Source organism: Brevibacillus sp. FSL L8-0520 (assembly GCF_037963895.1).
GTDB classification, from domain to species: domain Bacteria; phylum Bacillota; class Bacilli; order Brevibacillales; family Brevibacillaceae; genus Brevibacillus; species Brevibacillus borstelensis.
On record NZ_CP150171.1, the window covers coordinates 302501 to 317459 of the forward strand.

The window sequence follows — 14959 nt, forward strand, 5'->3', positions numbered from 1 at the left end:
AATGTGGGGACGCATTTACCACAACACCGAGAAAACCAGATTTTTTGACATGAACGTGTTAATGAACAAATTGTTGGCCAATAAACTAAAAAAACTGATCAACAGTGTGCAACCAGATGCTTTTATTGCGACGCATCCATTTGCCAGTTGCATGCTCTCCGTACTAAAAGGCCGAAACGATTGGAGAGAACCGATCTATACCATTATCACGGATTATACGATTCATCCATCATGGATTAATCATCACATTAACTATTACTTTATCGCTCATGAACAGCTGTACTATCTGGTGGACATTTATCGGCACAACCATGCCCAGTTCATTCCGATGGGCATACCCATCATGCGCAAATATAGCCAGCCTCTGGAGAAGGATAAGGTTCGGGAAAAACTCCAGGTACCCTCCGATCACTTGAGCATCATATTGTCAGGCGGGGGATTGGGCCTTGGATCAATGGAACAAGTTCTTGCCGGTCTGGAGCATATTGATATGCCAATAACCGCGTTTATCCTGACAGGGACGAATGACAAGCTGTATCGCAAGGTAACCGAGAATACGTATCGGCACAATGTGATACCGCTGCGCTTTGTCAACAACTTCCATGAGTATCTGGAGATTGCCGACCTGATTGTAACCAAATCAGGCGGCTTGACCTCGGCTGAGGTTATGAGCAAGCAGGTTCCCATGATTATTTACAACCCGCTCCCAGGACAGGAGGAGCGAAACAGCCATTTCTTGTTAAACAATGGATGTGCCGTTCACGCCCATGTATCCGAGCAGCTGATCTACTTTATTCACGAGATGCTCCATGATCCCACGAAGGTGGAATACATGAAGAGGATGGCTCAAAAAATAGCAAAACCGAAAGCGGCACAAAATATCGCTGAGTTTATCCGCAACGACATGCAAAGCTCGGCGGGAGAAGAAGGATAGGAGGACATCATGAGCATTCCCTGTGCAGTTCTTTTTGACATGGACGGTACGCTGCTGCAAACAGAGCGGCTCTCCACACCCGCATTCCAGAAGACATTTGAGGAGCTGCGAGAGAAAGGGCTCTGGAACGGAGCCACCCCCGATGAGCAGGAACTGACCAATGTATTGGGGATGACGATCGAACAACTGTGGGAGAAACTGCTTCCAGGAGCAAGCGAAGAGATCAAGAAAGTAGCAGACAAGCTGATGCTGAAGAATGAACTGATCTTGTTGAAACAAGGGATTGCGGACTTGTACCCGGGAGTTCGCGAGGTCTTGCAGGAGCTGCATGCCAACGGAACAGCACTTTTTGTCGCCAGCAACGGGTTGGAGCGCTATATCGACGAGATTTGCGAGCACTTCGGGATCAAACCATTGTTTACTGATCTTTACTCGGCTGGACGTTTTGGCACCCGATCCAAAAAGGACCTCGTGGCCAAGCTGCTTCAGGATTATCAGGTAAAACAAGCGGTCATGGTCGGGGATCGGCACTCCGATGTGGAGGCGGGGCTGGCTAACGGGTTAAAAACGATCGGGTGTGACTTCGGATTCGCCAAGCCAGGCGAGCTCGATGGTGCTGATGTGATCATTACCCGATTTACCGATCTTTTGGCGCATATACCTTATCAGCAGCACACATAAAAATAGACGATTTGCCGGTCAATGAAAAAGCGCAATCCTTATAGCCATTCCAGAGGGATGGCTTTTTCGTTTTGGTTTCAACTCCGTCCATTTTGCCAACACTAGAAAGTGTCTCACCCTCTTGCAAACCCCAAAAAAACGCATTATAATTAAAGTCAAAGATAGTCAAAGTCAATAATCAAAGAGCAAACACTGTGAACAGGAGGCGACTAATGCGTAACATCTCGGACATCATAGAGCAGCATTTAAAGCGAATTTTAACGGAAAGTCCAGACGGCTCTATCGAGATCCAGCGTAGCGAGCTTGCCGACATCTTTCAGTGTGTGCCTTCTCAAATCAATTACGTCATCAATACCCGATTTACTGTAGAAAAGGGATACGTCGTCGAAAGCAAGCGTGGCGGCGGAGGCTACATCCGGATTCGAAAGGTACAGATTGTCAGCAAAGCCAAACTGCAGGAGCTGCTCACTGAAGAGCTGATTGGCGAAAGCATCACGCAAGGTGTCGGTTATGCGATCATCGACCGCCTTTTGGAGGAAAAGTTGGTCAGTCAACGGGAGGCGGCTCTCATGAAGATCGCTACTTCGCGCAGTGTGCTTTTAGTGGATGCTGAATTGAGAGACCGTTTACGGGCTACCATGTTAAAGCAGATGATCGCCACGATTTTATTGCGGTAACCAATGCATTGGCAGGAGGGACGATAGGATGAACTGTGAAGAATGCGGCAAACGACAGGCTACGCTTCATCTGACCAAGATCGTCAACGGTGAAAAAACCGAATACCATATTTGCGAGCAATGTGCCCAGGAAAAAGGAGACGTCTTTCCCGGTTTTCATAACTTCAGCATCCATAATCTCCTTTCCGGCCTGCTCCATTTCGATCCGGCACAGAAAAAAACACAGGACACTCCGGCAAACAAAGCGCTGCGCTGCGAGACCTGCGGACTGACATACGCCCAATTCAGCAAGAGCGGCCGCTTTGGCTGCAGCGACTGCTACACGTTTTTGGGTGACCGCCTGGATCCGCTCTTCCGACGGATTCACGGGAATACGCAGCACATCGGCAAGGTTCCGGAACGTACCGGCGGCCAACTGAAGCGGCGCAAGGAGCTGGAGCAACTGAAACAAGCGCTTCAACGGCATATCGCCAGCGAAGAGTTTGAAAAAGCTGCGGAAATTCGCGACCGCATCAAGGCACTTGAACAAAAGCTGGGTCAATCGTAAACAGGGGAGGTGAGGAACATGTCCCAACAACAGTTTATGCAAAACCCTTGGAGCAACTGGATGAAGGGCGAGGGCCCTGATTCCGACATCGTCATCAGTACAAGGCTTCGGATCGCACGGAACCTTCGCCAGCATCCCTTCCCGCTTTTGGCTACTGACTCGCAGGCAGAGGAAGTGGTTCGCAAGGTGACAGAAGTGAGCGAGACCGAGGCGATGAAAAAGCTCGGACCACTCGAGCTCATCCAGATGGAACAGGTAAATCCGCTGGAAAAGCGCGTCCTCGTCGAGAAACACCTGATCAGCCCTCATTTGGCAGAAGAATCTCGAAAGGGAGCCGTGCTGTTAAGCAATGACGAATCGATCAGCATCATGGTAAACGAAGAAGACCACATTCGCATCCAGGTGCTGATGCCAGGCTTCCAACTCCAGCAGGCGTGGGATATGGGAACAAAAATCGACGACATTTTTGAAAAACATGTAAACTACGCATTCGATGAAAACAGAGGCTTTTTGACGAGCTGCCCGACCAATGTGGGAACAGGGATACGGGCATCGGTGATGCTTCACTTGCCGGCGCTCGTGATGACACAGCAGATCAACCGGATATTGCAGGCGATCAATCAAGTCGGATTGGTCGTGAGGGGCATCTACGGAGAGGGCAGCGAAGCGCTGGGCAACTTGTTCCAGCTCTCCAACCAGGTGACGCTCGGGATGTCCGAGTCGGATATCCTCTCCAACCTGTACGGTGTGGCAAGGCAGATCATTGAGCAGGAGCGAGTGGCTCGCCGGTACCTGGTTGAACACTCCAGAATCACTTTGGAGGACCGGATTCTCCGGTCGTACGGCATTCTTCAGTACGCCCGGACGGTTGAATCCAAGGAAGCAGCCCAAAGGCTTTCCGATGTCAGATTGGGGATTGATCTGGGGATTGTGAAAAACATTTCCCATCTCGTCTTAAATGAATTGCTCGTGACGACTCAGCCGGGCTTCCTGCAGCATCACGCAGGTCAAAAGCTGTCGCCCGACCAGCGGGACGAACGCAGAGCAAGGCTGATTCGGGAGAAACTGTCTGCTCGACAGTAAACAAGAATTTTCGCTGTCCATCATCGCTGTTATACGCAAAAATATAAGGAAACAACGCATAGAATATAAAGATGGTTACTGGAGGTGCAGAAGATATGATGTTTGGACGTTTTACCGAACGCGCGCAAAAAGTGTTGGCACTCGCCTTGGAAGAGGCCGTTAGATTGGGTCATAAGGATATCGGAACAGAGCATGTGCTGCTCGGTCTCATTCGTGAAGGAGAGGGGATTGCAGCCAAGGCGTTGCAGTCGCTCGGACTTGGTCTCGATAAAATTCAAAGTGAAGTAGAATCCTTGATTGGCCGCGGGACTGAGCAAGCGGGCGGAAACTATACCCCAAACTACACACCCCGTGCCAAAAAAGTGATTGAGCTTTCCATGGACGAAGCCCGAAAGCTGGGGCACACGTATGTGGGCACCGAGCATATCCTGCTTGGGTTGATTCGTGAAGGAGAAGGCATTGCCGCACGAATCATGAACAATCTGGGTGTAAGCCTGAACAAAGCCCGCCAACAAGTCCTGCAGCTTTTGGGAAGCTCGGAAATGATGAATTCCCACCAGCCGTCAGGCAGCAATCCTGCGGCCAATACGCCGACCCTGGACAGTCTGGCAAGAGACTTGACCGCAATCGCCCGTGATGGCGGACTTGATCCGGTGATCGGACGCCAAAAAGAGATTGAGCGAGTGATCCAGGTGTTGAGCCGCCGCACCAAGAACAACCCCGTGTTGATCGGGGAGCCTGGTGTCGGGAAGACGGCAATTGCCGAAGGACTTGCGCAAAAGATCATCAACAACGAAATCCCTGAAACGCTTCGCGACAAGCGCGTGATGACGCTGGACATGGGGACAGTCGTCGCCGGCACCAAGTATCGCGGGGAATTTGAAGACCGCCTGAAAAAAATCATGGATGAGATTCGTCAGGCCGGAAATATCATTCTCTTTATCGACGAGCTGCACACCTTGATCGGTGCAGGCGGAGCAGAGGGTGCGATTGATGCATCCAACATTTTGAAGCCAGCTCTGGCACGCGGTGAGCTTCAGTGTGTCGGCGCAACCACGCTGGATGAATACCGAAAGTATATTGAAAAGGACGCAGCCCTCGAGCGCCGTTTCCAGCCGATTCAGGTCGATCAGCCGAACACAGAGGACGCGATCAAAATCCTGCATGGCTTGCGTGATCGCTATGAGGCGCATCACCGTGTGAAAATTACCGATGAAGCGATTGAACAGGCGGTAAAACTGTCTGACCGTTACATTACAGACCGCTTCCTGCCGGACAAAGCAATTGACTTGATCGACGAAGCGGCGTCCAAAGTACGTCTCCAATCCTTTACTGTTCCGCCTAATCTGAAGGAACTGGAAGGGCGTCTGGAAGAAGTGCGCAAGGAAAAGGACGCGGCTGTCCAGTCTCAGGAGTTCGAAGAAGCAGCGTCTCTGCGCGACAAGGAGCAGAAGCTGCGCGAAGAACTGGAAAAAACGAAGAAGGACTGGAAAGAGCGTCAGGGCCAACTGAACATGGAGGTCACTCCTGAAGATATCGCCCACGTAGTGGCCAACTGGACCGGAATCCCGGTCGTCAAGCTGAAAGAAGAAGAGACAGAGCGCCTCTTGAAAATGGAAGAAATTCTGCATGATCGAGTGATCGGGCAGGATGAGGCAGTCAAATCGGTTGCTCGCGCCGTCCGCCGTGCTCGTGCCGGCTTGAAAGACCCGAAACGTCCGATCGGCTCCTTCATCTTCCTTGGCCCTACAGGGGTAGGGAAAACGGAATTGGCCCGGGCGGTTGCCGAGACGCTGTTTGGCGACGAGGACGCGATGATTCGGGTCGACATGTCGGAGTACATGGAGAAACATTCCACGGCGCGTCTGGTCGGAGCTCCTCCGGGATATGTCGGTTACGATGAAGGCGGTCAACTGACAGAGAAGGTCCGCCGCAAACCGTATTCCGTCATCCTTTTGGACGAAATTGAAAAGGCGCATCCGGATGTCTTCAACATTCTCCTGCAGGTGCTGGACGATGGACGCCTGACCGACTCCAAAGGCAGAACCGTTGATTTCCGCAACACGGTTGTGATTATGACATCCAACGTCGGAGCCAACCTGATCAAGAAAAACACAACGCTCGGCTTCACCGCCGGCAATGAAACAGAGAAGAAATACCAGGACATGAAAGACAAGGTCATGGAAGAACTGAAGAAAAGCTTCCGCCCCGAGTTCCTGAACCGGATTGACGAAGTCATCGTCTTCCACTCGCTGGAGCAGGAGCATATCGAGCAGATTGTTTCCTTGATGACCGAAGATCTTCGCAAGCGTCTGAGAGAGCAGGAGATCGATTTCCAACTTACCGATGCTGCCAAGAAAGTGCTGGCCAAGGAGGGCTTCGATCCCGCTTACGGGGCAAGGCCGCTGCGCCGCGCTATCCAGCGCAACATCGAAGACAGATTGTCCGAAGAACTTTTGAAAGGCAGCATCAGCAAAGGCGACACTGTTTCGATAGATGCTGAAGATGAAAAGCTTGTAGTAAAACGTCTGGAGAAAACAACCTCATAACCAGAGGTTTAGGCAAACGTTTAGAAAGGGTACCTCCTCAATATACAGGAGGTATTCTTTTTTTGTTTTCATCATGTATGATAATCGTATAGAGGAGAATCCCAAAACGAGGTACAAACTATGTCCAAGTATAAAACGAAATACGCGTGTCAAGAATGTGGCTATGAATCGCCCAAATGGATGGGGAAATGTCCTGGATGCAACAATTGGAATACGATGGTGGAAGAGGTTGCGGTAAAGACCGCCTCCCGTCATGAGAGTTTGCGTGGCGGACAGCGGCAAACAGCAGCCCTTCCGCTGACAGAGGTGGCCGGCGAAGAAGAGCCGCGGATGGATACAACGATAGGTGAATTAAACCGGGTTCTGGGCGGAGGGCTCGTTCCCGGCTCAATGGTTCTGGTCGGCGGAGACCCGGGGATCGGGAAGTCTACCTTGCTGTTGCAAACGTCGTTCGCGCTTGCACACGGGGGAATAAAGGTCTTGTACGTATCCGGCGAGGAGTCCGCCAAGCAAATCAAATTGCGTGCCGATCGGCTCGGAATGAGCACGCCGCCGATGTATGTGCTTGCAGAAAACGATTTGGAGCTCATTGAGCAGCACATTGCCCAGGTCGATCCCCAGGTCCTGATCATCGACTCGATTCAGACTGTCTTCCATCCCGCTGTCCAATCAGCGGCGGGGAGTGTCGCACAGGTAAGGGAAACAACCTCTCAACTGATGCGAATCGCCAAAGGAAAAGGAATCGCGACATTTATCGTCGGTCACGTGACGAAGGAAGGCGCGATTGCCGGGCCCCGCATGCTGGAGCATATGGTGGATGCGGTCTTGTACTTTGAAGGGGAACGGCATAATACGTTCCGCATTTTGCGAGCAGTAAAAAACCGCTTTGGCTCGACGAATGAAATCGGCATCTTTGAGATGAAAGAAAAGGGGCTGGAGGAAGTTGGAAACCCTTCGGAAATATTTTTGGCAGAACGTCCGGTCGGCGTCGCTGGCTCGACTGTAGTGGCCAGCATGGAGGGAACCAGGCCGGTTCTGGTAGAGCTTCAGGCGCTGGTTGCACCGACCAGCTTTGTGACCCCGCGTCGGATGGCTACCGGCGTGGATCACCAGCGAGTCGGCATGATCATGGCAGTGCTTGAGAAGCGCATGGGTCTCATGCTGCAAAATCAGGATGCCTATGTCAACGTGGCTGGCGGTGTCCGTTTGGATGAGCCCGCTGTCGATTTGGCGATAGCTGTCAGCATTGCCAGCAGCTTTCGCGATCACGCGACCAATCCCCATGATGTCGTGATCGGGGAAGTGGGATTAACGGGTGAAGTCCGCGGCGTGTCCCGGATTGAACAGCGGATTCGCGAAGCGCACAAGCTAGGATTCAAACGGGTGATCATCCCGTCCAAAAATATCCGCGGTCTTGACGTTCCATCGGACATCGAGGTAGTCGGTGTAAGCAATATTTCGGAAGCATTAAGCGAAGTGCTAAGGGGGTAGGGGCACCTGTATGCTTGATACAAACAAAAGAGAACCTGTCTACAGCGATGTGCTTCGTCTTGTTGCTCCCGGAACCCCGCTCCGAGAGGGATTGGAAAACGTGCTGCGGGCCAAAACCGGCGGTTTGATCGTTGTCGGATTCGGTCCGGATATGAAGAACATTGTCGACGGGGGGTTTTCCATTAATTGCGACTTCACTCCGGCACATTTATATGAATTGGCCAAGATGGACGGGGCGATCATAGTTAGTGAGGATGCAAAAAAAATCTTGTATGCCAATACCCAGTTGTTTCCTCCCGCTGCGATCCCTTCGAGTGAAACAGGGACCCGCCATCGAACGGCGCAAAGAACAGCACTGCACACAAACTATCTGGTCATCGCCATTTCCCAGCGCCGCAACGTCATTACCTTGTACCAAGGTCCATTCCGCTATGTCCTGAACGAGATCAGCGTGATTCTGGCCAAGGCCAACCAAGCGATTTCCACGCTGGAAAAGTACAAGGCTGTACTCGATCAGACCCTAACCAACCTCGGAGCGCTGGAGTTCGAAGAGCTGGTGACGCTCCATGAGGTAACCTCTGTGCTGCAGAGAATCGAAATGGTGCTGCGCATTAAAGCAGAGATCACCAAATATATATACGAATTAGGGACGGAAGGCCGGCTTGTCACCATGCAGCTGGAGGAATTGGTCGGCAATATCGAAGAAGAAGCGCACATGCTGATCCGCGATTACGCCAAAAATCCTGCCGTGCAGCCAGAGCAAGTCTTGAAGGAGATGAAAAAGCTCTCAGCAGAAGAGGTGCTCGAAATGGGGGCTTTTTTACGGATTCTCGGTTATTCGGCCAACCCGAACATGCTGGAAGAGTCTCTCTCGCCCCGCGGGTATCGGATCCTGCACAAAATTCCTCGCCTTCCCATTTCAATCATCTCAAATCTCGTTGAGCATTTTCACAATTTGCCCCGAATCATGATGGCAACGATCGAAGAACTGGACGAGGTTGACGGCATTGGAGAGGTTCGCGCACGGGCGATCAAAGACGGACTGAAGAGAATTCAAGAACAGGTGTTCATTGACAGACACATTTGAGTTAGAATAGGATAGAGACATTATTGTTTTGATATTGCCAAAGGATTACAAAGCAAGGGCTGGCAGAATTGCCATACCCGTTTCTCCTTTGCGCAGGAAACCAGGAGGTAGTCTATGTTCGTTAAATCGTTACCGAACATGCTAACCGTGAGCAATTTGTTCTTGGGTATCGTAGCCATCATTCTCGCCTTTCAGGGCAACCAATATGTGGAGTATGCTGCGATTACGGTAATTATTGGTATGTTGATGGATGGTCTGGATGGACGCGTGGCTCGCATGCTGAATGCACAGAGCGAATTTGGCAAAGAATTGGATTCTCTTTCCGACGTGATTACATTTGGAGTGGCCCCGGCTTTTATCATGTACGTGGTGGCCCTGCAAGATCTCAATTTGATCGGCATTTTCGTGACAGCCGTTTTCCCGATCTGCGGTGCTTTGCGACTGGCCCGTTTTAACGTACAAGCAGGTGTGCCAGGCTATTTTATCGGGTTGCCGATTACGGCTGCAGGCGGGGTGTTGGCTACGCTTGCGCTGTACCATCATGTGTTTAATGTAGCGTTGCTCGCGGTCAGCATGCTGCTGCTCGCTTTTCTGATGGTATCCAACATCAAGTACCCCAACTTCAAAAAAGTGGGGATTCCCAAAGCAGCGTATTGGATCACACCCATTATCGTTGCGATCGTAGTCGTTTTCGCGGTCAAATACCCGCAGCAGTTCCCGAAAATTGTCTTCTTGCCATTGGCATTTTACGCACTTTACGGGATAAAAAAAAACGTTGACCTACTTCTGAAAAAATTGCGAAAAGAAAAGAAGGAAGAAAACGAATCGCTGCCATTTGAATAACCGCGCGCAAAAAACCCGCTCTATGGAAGCGGGTTTTTTCTGTGAGCACGCAACTTTTTTGTTGTTTCATTCGTAATACCAAATGGGAGCTTTATGAAAGGTTAAATACACCAAGGGTATGTAACCGCTCCGATTCCTTTTGGATGACATCTTCGAGCCGGATATCAGTAATATTGCATAGCGCAGTGAGATAAAAGAGATTTTTGCCCAGTTCAGCGGTAACTACGTCACGGCAATGCTCGCACAAAGGGCCGGAAAAATGTGTGTCCAGCAGTGTCTGGTTATCCTGCAGGCTTTTTTGGGGATCGTAGGTTTGCTTTCTGGCCACTACTTCGACACAGCCGCATTCGGTGATGGCTTTGGTGAGTGAACGGTTGATGCGGGCTGTGCTTTCTTGAACTTTGGACATAACGTCCAGAACGCTGCGATGTCTGATCAGCAGCTCCGAAACTTGGGATTGAAAGTCGTCCACGTTTCGCTTTTCCATATGATTCACCTCTGCTTTAGGCTGCTACCATCTTCAGAATTTTTATTCAATGCATTACTGTCATTATAAGAAGGGAATCCGGCTGCTGTCAATTTGAAACCGAGGGAAACGGAAGTTCTCCATTGACGTTAAATTGCCATGTATGTTAAAATTTTTGGCTATTTGACACTAGAATTTAACTTTTGTTATAGTGAGGGAAAGTCTCGCAGCATATTCGTTAGCATTATGTTTTTGATAAGCAGGGTTTTTCAGCAAAGCTTCTGTCTATATTAATATCAAGGAGGTGAAAGCATGGTTCGCCGATTAGGGAAAATTTGTTTTATACTTGTCGGAGGAGGTTTGGGCTTCAAGTTTGGTCCTGATCTTTTTAACCTCTTGAACACGCTTTTAAATTTTGGTGACTTTAAGTACACAAGCTACATCGGAGCTGTTTTGGGAGCCGTGCTGTTCTTCTTCTTCGCCAACTGGTTTGTCGATTACACATTGAGAATCGTCCGCTGGGGTGAAGAGACGCTGTTAAAATTGCCGATCGTGGATGTCATGTTTGGAGCTTTGGGGTTGATTATTGGTCTTATCGTTGCCTTTTTATTATTTCTCCAGCTCAGCAACATCCCGATACCGGTAGTCAGCGATTTGCTGCCGCTGATGGTTTCCGCATTACTCGGCTATCTCGGCTTTCAGGTGGGATTCCGCAAGCGCGACGAGATCATGTCCGTCTTTTCCATCGGGCGCAAGGACAAGTCCAAGAAGGAAAGTGGCGGGTCTCCGTCCAACGTGGAGTACAAGATCCTGGATACAAGCGTGATTATTGACGGACGAATCGCCGACATTTGCCGGACCGGCTTTCTCGAGGGCGTACTCGTTATCCCCGGTTTTGTGCTGGAGGAGCTGCAGCATATCGCAGATTCTTCCGATGTACTGAAAAGAAACCGCGGACGTCGCGGTCTGGACATTCTAAACAAGATTCAAAAGGAAATGAAGGTAAAGGTTCAGATCTACGAGGGAGACTTTGAAGAAGTTTCGGAAGTGGACAGCAAGCTGATCAAGCTGGCGAAGGTGATGAACGGCAAAGTCGTCACCAATGATTTCAACCTGAACAAGGTGTGCGAGCTGCAGGGAGTGGCTGTCCTGAATATCAACGATCTGGCCAATGCAGTAAAACCGGTGGTGCTCCCGGGCGAAGAGCTGACTGTGCAAGTCATCAAGGACGGCAAGGAGCATGGCCAGGGAGTGGCTTATCTCGACGATGGCACGATGATCGTCGTTGAGGGCGGCCGCGACTACATCGGGCACGATCTGGAAGTGCTCGTAACCAGCGTATTGCAAACATCGGCTGGAAGGATGATCTTCGCCAAGCCGAAGCTTTTGGAAAAAGCGTTGTAAGGGATGAAGCGAAGGGGAGGGATGCAGCCTCCCTTTTCGAACATCCAGAGCAGAGAGACTGGAGAGGAAGTAACGTGGAAACGGGAGTCGTAATCGTTGCGGCTGGTTCCGGGAAGCGCATGGGAGCAGAACGTAACAAGCTTTGGCTGCCGCTTGGCGGTGAGCCGATCTTGACTCGTACGGTACGCCTGTTCACCAGCCATCCCGAAATCGGGGAAATTGTACTGGTGGTAAGCGCACAGGATCATGAAGAGGTACTGAAGTGGAAGCGCCAGGAGAAGCTGAAGCTGACCGTTGTGCTTGGCGGAGCCGAAAGGCAGGACAGCGTCAGAAACGGCTTGGCTGCTCTTTCCTCAGACTGCTCGTACGTGCTGGTACACGATGCTGCCCGTCCTTTCGTAACTCGTGAACAAATCAGCGAGATGATTCGGCAGGTGCGGCGTGATCGGGCTTCGATCATGGCCGTTCCCGTCAAGGATACCATCAAAGTGGTAGGGGCTGACGGAGTAGTCCAGTCGACCCCGGCACGCGAGAGCTTGTGGGCGGTCCAAACCCCACAAGCTTTTCTCGTTTCCTTGTTGCGAGAGGCGCATGAAGCGGCATTGCAGGCAGGCAAGACAGGTACCGACGACGCGATGCTGGTCGAATGGCTGGGGCATACCGTCAGTGTTGTCCGGGGAAGTTACGAAAACATCAAGATCACCACGCCGGATGATCTGTGGTTTGGAGAAGAAATCTTGCGGAGAAGAAAGGGAGAGGGATTATGAGAATCGGACAAGGCTTTGATGTACATCAATTAGTGGAGGGACGTCCCTGCATTATTGGCGGAGTAACGATCCCGTATGAAAAAGGGCTGCTCGGCCACTCGGACGCTGATGTCCTGCTGCACGCGATCAGCGACGCATTGCTCGGGGCGATTGGCGAGGGCGATATCGGCCGTCACTTTCCCGATACGGACCCTGCCTTTAAAGATGCCGACAGCGTCAAGCTGATGGAGCATGTGTGGGAGCTGGTTAAACAAAAGGGATACCGTCTGGGCAACCTCGACGCTACGATCATTGCGCAGGCTCCCAAAATGGCCCCTTATATTCCGCAGATGCGCGAGCTGATTGCCAGAGTGCTTGAAGCAGAGGATTTGTCGCAGGTTAACGTAAAGGCCACCACCTCGGAAAAATTGGGCTTTACCGGACGAGGAGAGGGAATTGCTGCCCAAGCCGCCTGCTTGCTTGTCAAGTAATGCGGACTGGGTGTAAGATTAACCCGTAGATACGAAGTGACAGAAGGAAGCGATTATTGCTTCACGAAAGGATGGCGCAATCATGGCTAAAGAAATCCGCACACGGTATGCTCCAAGTCCGACTGGACATTTACATATTGGCGGTGCGCGCACTGCACTTTTCAACTATTTGTTCGCCAAGCATCACGGAGGCTCTTTCATCGTTCGGATCGAGGATACGGATCAGACCCGGAACGTAGAAAACGCCGACGAAGAACAGATGAAAAATCTGAAGTGGCTGGGCATCACCTGGGAAGAGGGGACGGACATCGGCGGCCCGTACGGACCTTACCGCCAGATGGATCGTCTCGACATTTACCGCAAGTACATCGATCAGCTGCTGGCTGAAGGGAAAGCGTACTACTGTTACGCGACCAAGGAAGAGCTCGATGCGGAGCGTGAGGAACAGATCGCCCGTGGAGAAACGCCGCGCATCCTGGAGAAGCATCGCCATGTTACACCGGAACAGCGTGAACAGTACGAAAGGGAGGGCCGCACCCCATCCATCCACTTTATGGTGCCGGATGACAAACAGTACGTGGTCAACGATTTGATTCGCGGGCAGGTTACGTTTGATTCCAAAGAGATGGGCGACTTTGTCATCTGTCGACCGGACGGGATCCCGACTTACAATTTTGCTGTTGTCATTGACGACTACCTGATGAAGATCAGTCACGTCTTCCGCGGGGAGGAGCATCTGTCCAATACGCCTCGCCAGCTGATGATTTACGAAGCGTTTGGCTGGGAGCCGCCTCAGTTTGGCCATCTGGCGCTGATCCTCAATCAGGAAGGCAAAAAGATGTCCAAGCGCGACGAGAGCATCATCCAGTTTATTGAACAGTATCGCGAGCTCGGTTTCCTGCCGGACGCGATCGTCAACTTCCTGGTGCTGCTCGGCTGGTCTCCAGGCGGAGAAGAAGAGATCTTCTCGCTGGACGAGCTGATCAAGCTGTTCTCGGAAGAGCGCGTGAGCAAATCGCCGGCAGTGTTCGACTCCACGAAAATGAACTGGATGAACAACTTCTACATCAAACGTCAATCGGTTGATCTGATTACGGAGATGTGCATTCCTCATTTGCAAAAAGCCGGCTTTATCGATGAGGAACTGAGCGAGGAGAAAAAGGCGTGGGTACGCAGCATCGTCGCCCTCTATCAGGAGCAGATGTCGTACTGTGCGCAGATTGTGCCGCTGGCCGCTCTTTTCTTCCTCGAAGAAGTGGTGTACGATGAAGAGGCAAGAGCTGTACTCAAGGAACCGCAATTGCCGGAGGTATTGACTTCCTTTGCCAAACACCTTGAGGCGGCTGCTGAATATAATGCAGATACGATCAAGGCCATTTTGAAAGACGTGCAGAAAGAAACAGGCCATAAAGGAAAGGCTCTGTTCATGCCGGTCCGCGTTGCGGCCACCGGTCAGGCGCATGGCCGCGATCTGGCGGAAACGCTCTATCTGCTGGGACAACAGACCGTGCTTGAGCGTGTAAAGCGCGTATTGGCAAACGGCGAGTAAGGAAATGAATACTGCAAGGGCGGACGTTTTTGATCGCCTGATGCAATATAGCTATGACCAGGAGAGTACTGCAGCAAGTCTCGTCCAAAGAGAGGATGGAAAGGTGAGAGCCGTCCGGCGAGACCTGTCAGGAAATGCACCTGTGAGCTGTGACCCCGAACCCGGCGTCTATCTGTATTGACAAGACCGGCAGTAGGGCAATCGGTGGCCCGCCGTTATCGGGAAAGAGCGAGATTTGCCGTGTTCGTTCATTTTGACGGACAATTGGCGATCTAAGCAGAGTGGAACCGCGGTTCAACCCGTCTCTGCCTCCTTCTGATTCGAAGGCGGCAGAGGCGTTTTTGTTTTTCTACAATCATTTTTTTCAGCAATCATTTTTGGAGAGGTAAACGAAGCAGGAGGTGAAACCCT

At 51.3% G+C, this 14959-nt stretch carries 14 protein-coding genes (1 of these 14 only partly in view); 13 read left to right on the plus strand and 1 reads right to left on the minus strand.

Features of this window, described 5'->3' with window-relative positions:
• The 9 genes from NSQ24_RS01740 to pssA all read left to right on the plus strand — a co-directional run.
• A protein-coding gene (locus NSQ24_RS01740; RefSeq protein WP_003392058.1) for a glycosyltransferase crosses the window boundary here: on the plus strand, positions 1–934 show its 3' portion. The gene continues 188 nt to the left of window position 1, outside the view; the window shows 934 of its 1122 coding nt (coding positions 189–1122); the start codon falls outside the window, past its left edge; the stop codon is at positions 932–934.
• A gap of 9 nt (positions 935–943) precedes the next feature.
• The gene (locus tag NSQ24_RS01745) at positions 944–1615 is read left to right on the plus strand and encodes an HAD-IA family hydrolase (protein ID WP_243014647.1); all 672 of its coding nucleotides are present in this window, start codon (positions 944–946) and stop codon (positions 1613–1615) included.
• 212 nt (positions 1616–1827) lie between these two features.
• Positions 1828–2292 (plus strand): CtsR family transcriptional regulator, encoded by a 465-nt coding sequence (locus NSQ24_RS01750; protein ID WP_003392054.1) that lies wholly within the window; start codon positions 1828–1830, stop codon positions 2290–2292.
• Positions 2293–2320: 28 nt separating this feature from the next.
• The gene (locus NSQ24_RS01755) at positions 2321–2839 is read left to right on the plus strand and encodes a UvrB/UvrC motif-containing protein (protein ID WP_003392052.1); all 519 of its coding nucleotides are present in this window, start codon (positions 2321–2323) and stop codon (positions 2837–2839) included.
• An 18-nt stretch (positions 2840–2857) separates the two neighbouring features.
• The gene (locus NSQ24_RS01760) at positions 2858–3922 is read left to right on the plus strand and encodes a protein arginine kinase (RefSeq protein ID WP_003392050.1); all 1065 of its coding nucleotides are present in this window, start codon (positions 2858–2860) and stop codon (positions 3920–3922) included.
• A gap of 95 nt (positions 3923–4017) precedes the next feature.
• Entirely contained in the window at positions 4018–6471 is a 2454-nt protein-coding gene (locus NSQ24_RS01765) for an ATP-dependent Clp protease ATP-binding subunit (RefSeq protein ID WP_003392048.1), read from the plus strand.
• Between the two features lie 120 nt (positions 6472–6591).
• Positions 6592–7962, plus strand: a complete 1371-nt coding sequence (gene radA / locus NSQ24_RS01770) for a DNA repair protein RadA (protein WP_003392047.1) — start codon at positions 6592–6594, stop codon at positions 7960–7962.
• Positions 7963–7972: 10 nt separating this feature from the next.
• Entirely contained in the window at positions 7973–9049 is a 1077-nt protein-coding gene (disA, locus tag NSQ24_RS01775) for a DNA integrity scanning diadenylate cyclase DisA (RefSeq protein ID WP_003392045.1), read from the plus strand.
• Between the two features lie 114 nt (positions 9050–9163).
• Complete coding sequence (gene pssA, locus NSQ24_RS01780; RefSeq protein WP_003392042.1) at positions 9164–9892, plus strand: CDP-diacylglycerol--serine O-phosphatidyltransferase; 729 nt, start codon at positions 9164–9166, stop codon at positions 9890–9892.
• Between the two features lie 91 nt (positions 9893–9983).
• Here the strand turns inward: pssA and NSQ24_RS01785 are convergent, their stop codons facing one another.
• A complete protein-coding gene (locus tag NSQ24_RS01785) occupies positions 9984–10379 on the minus strand; it encodes a DUF1573 domain-containing protein (RefSeq protein WP_339167139.1) in 396 nt (131 codons plus the stop codon).
• 291 nt (positions 10380–10670) lie between these two features.
• On the opposite strand from NSQ24_RS01785, the gene NSQ24_RS01790 reads away from it, so the two are divergent.
• The 4 genes from NSQ24_RS01790 (at position 10671) to gltX (ending at position 14548) form a co-directional block, all read left to right on the plus strand.
• Positions 10671–11762, plus strand: a complete 1092-nt coding sequence (locus NSQ24_RS01790; RefSeq protein ID WP_003392038.1) for a PIN/TRAM domain-containing protein — start codon at positions 10671–10673, stop codon at positions 11760–11762.
• Positions 11763–11836: 74 nt separating this feature from the next.
• A complete protein-coding gene (ispD, locus tag NSQ24_RS01795; RefSeq protein WP_339167141.1) occupies positions 11837–12529 on the plus strand; it encodes a 2-C-methyl-D-erythritol 4-phosphate cytidylyltransferase in 693 nt (230 codons plus the stop codon).
• Entirely contained in the window at positions 12526–12999 is a 474-nt protein-coding gene (ispF, locus tag NSQ24_RS01800) for a 2-C-methyl-D-erythritol 2,4-cyclodiphosphate synthase (protein ID WP_003392034.1), read from the plus strand. Before ispD ends, ispF begins: the two co-directional genes overlap by 4 nt.
• 82 nt (positions 13000–13081) lie before the next feature.
• Positions 13082–14548, plus strand: a complete 1467-nt coding sequence (gene gltX, locus NSQ24_RS01805; RefSeq protein ID WP_003392032.1) for a glutamate--tRNA ligase — start codon at positions 13082–13084, stop codon at positions 14546–14548.
• The last annotated feature ends 411 nt before the right edge of the window (positions 14549–14959 follow it).

Excerpts from the sequence above, each read along its gene's own strand:
- NSQ24_RS01745 (WP_243014647.1), top strand. The coding sequence starts at position 944 with ATGAGCATTCCCTGTGCAGTTCTTTTTGACATGGACGGTACGCTGCTG.
- NSQ24_RS01750 (WP_003392054.1), top strand. The coding sequence starts at position 1,828 with ATGCGTAACATCTCGGACATCATAGAGCAGCATTTAAAGCGAATTTTA.
- NSQ24_RS01755 (WP_003392052.1), top strand. The coding sequence starts at position 2,321 with ATGAACTGTGAAGAATGCGGCAAACGACAGGCTACGCTTCATCTGACC.
- NSQ24_RS01760 (WP_003392050.1), top strand. The coding sequence starts at position 2,858 with ATGTCCCAACAACAGTTTATGCAAAACCCTTGGAGCAACTGGATGAAG.
- NSQ24_RS01765 (WP_003392048.1), top strand. The coding sequence starts at position 4,018 with ATGATGTTTGGACGTTTTACCGAACGCGCGCAAAAAGTGTTGGCACTC.
- radA (WP_003392047.1), top strand. The coding sequence starts at position 6,592 with ATGTCCAAGTATAAAACGAAATACGCGTGTCAAGAATGTGGCTATGAA.
- disA (WP_003392045.1), top strand. The coding sequence starts at position 7,973 with ATGCTTGATACAAACAAAAGAGAACCTGTCTACAGCGATGTGCTTCGT.
- pssA (WP_003392042.1), top strand. The coding sequence starts at position 9,164 with ATGTTCGTTAAATCGTTACCGAACATGCTAACCGTGAGCAATTTGTTC.
- NSQ24_RS01785 (WP_339167139.1), bottom strand. The coding sequence starts at position 10,379 with ATGGAAAAGCGAAACGTGGACGACTTTCAATCCCAAGTTTCGGAGCTG.
- NSQ24_RS01790 (WP_003392038.1), top strand. The coding sequence starts at position 10,671 with ATGGTTCGCCGATTAGGGAAAATTTGTTTTATACTTGTCGGAGGAGGT.
- ispF (WP_003392034.1), top strand. The coding sequence starts at position 12,526 with ATGAGAATCGGACAAGGCTTTGATGTACATCAATTAGTGGAGGGACGT.
- gltX (WP_003392032.1), top strand. The coding sequence starts at position 13,082 with ATGGCTAAAGAAATCCGCACACGGTATGCTCCAAGTCCGACTGGACAT.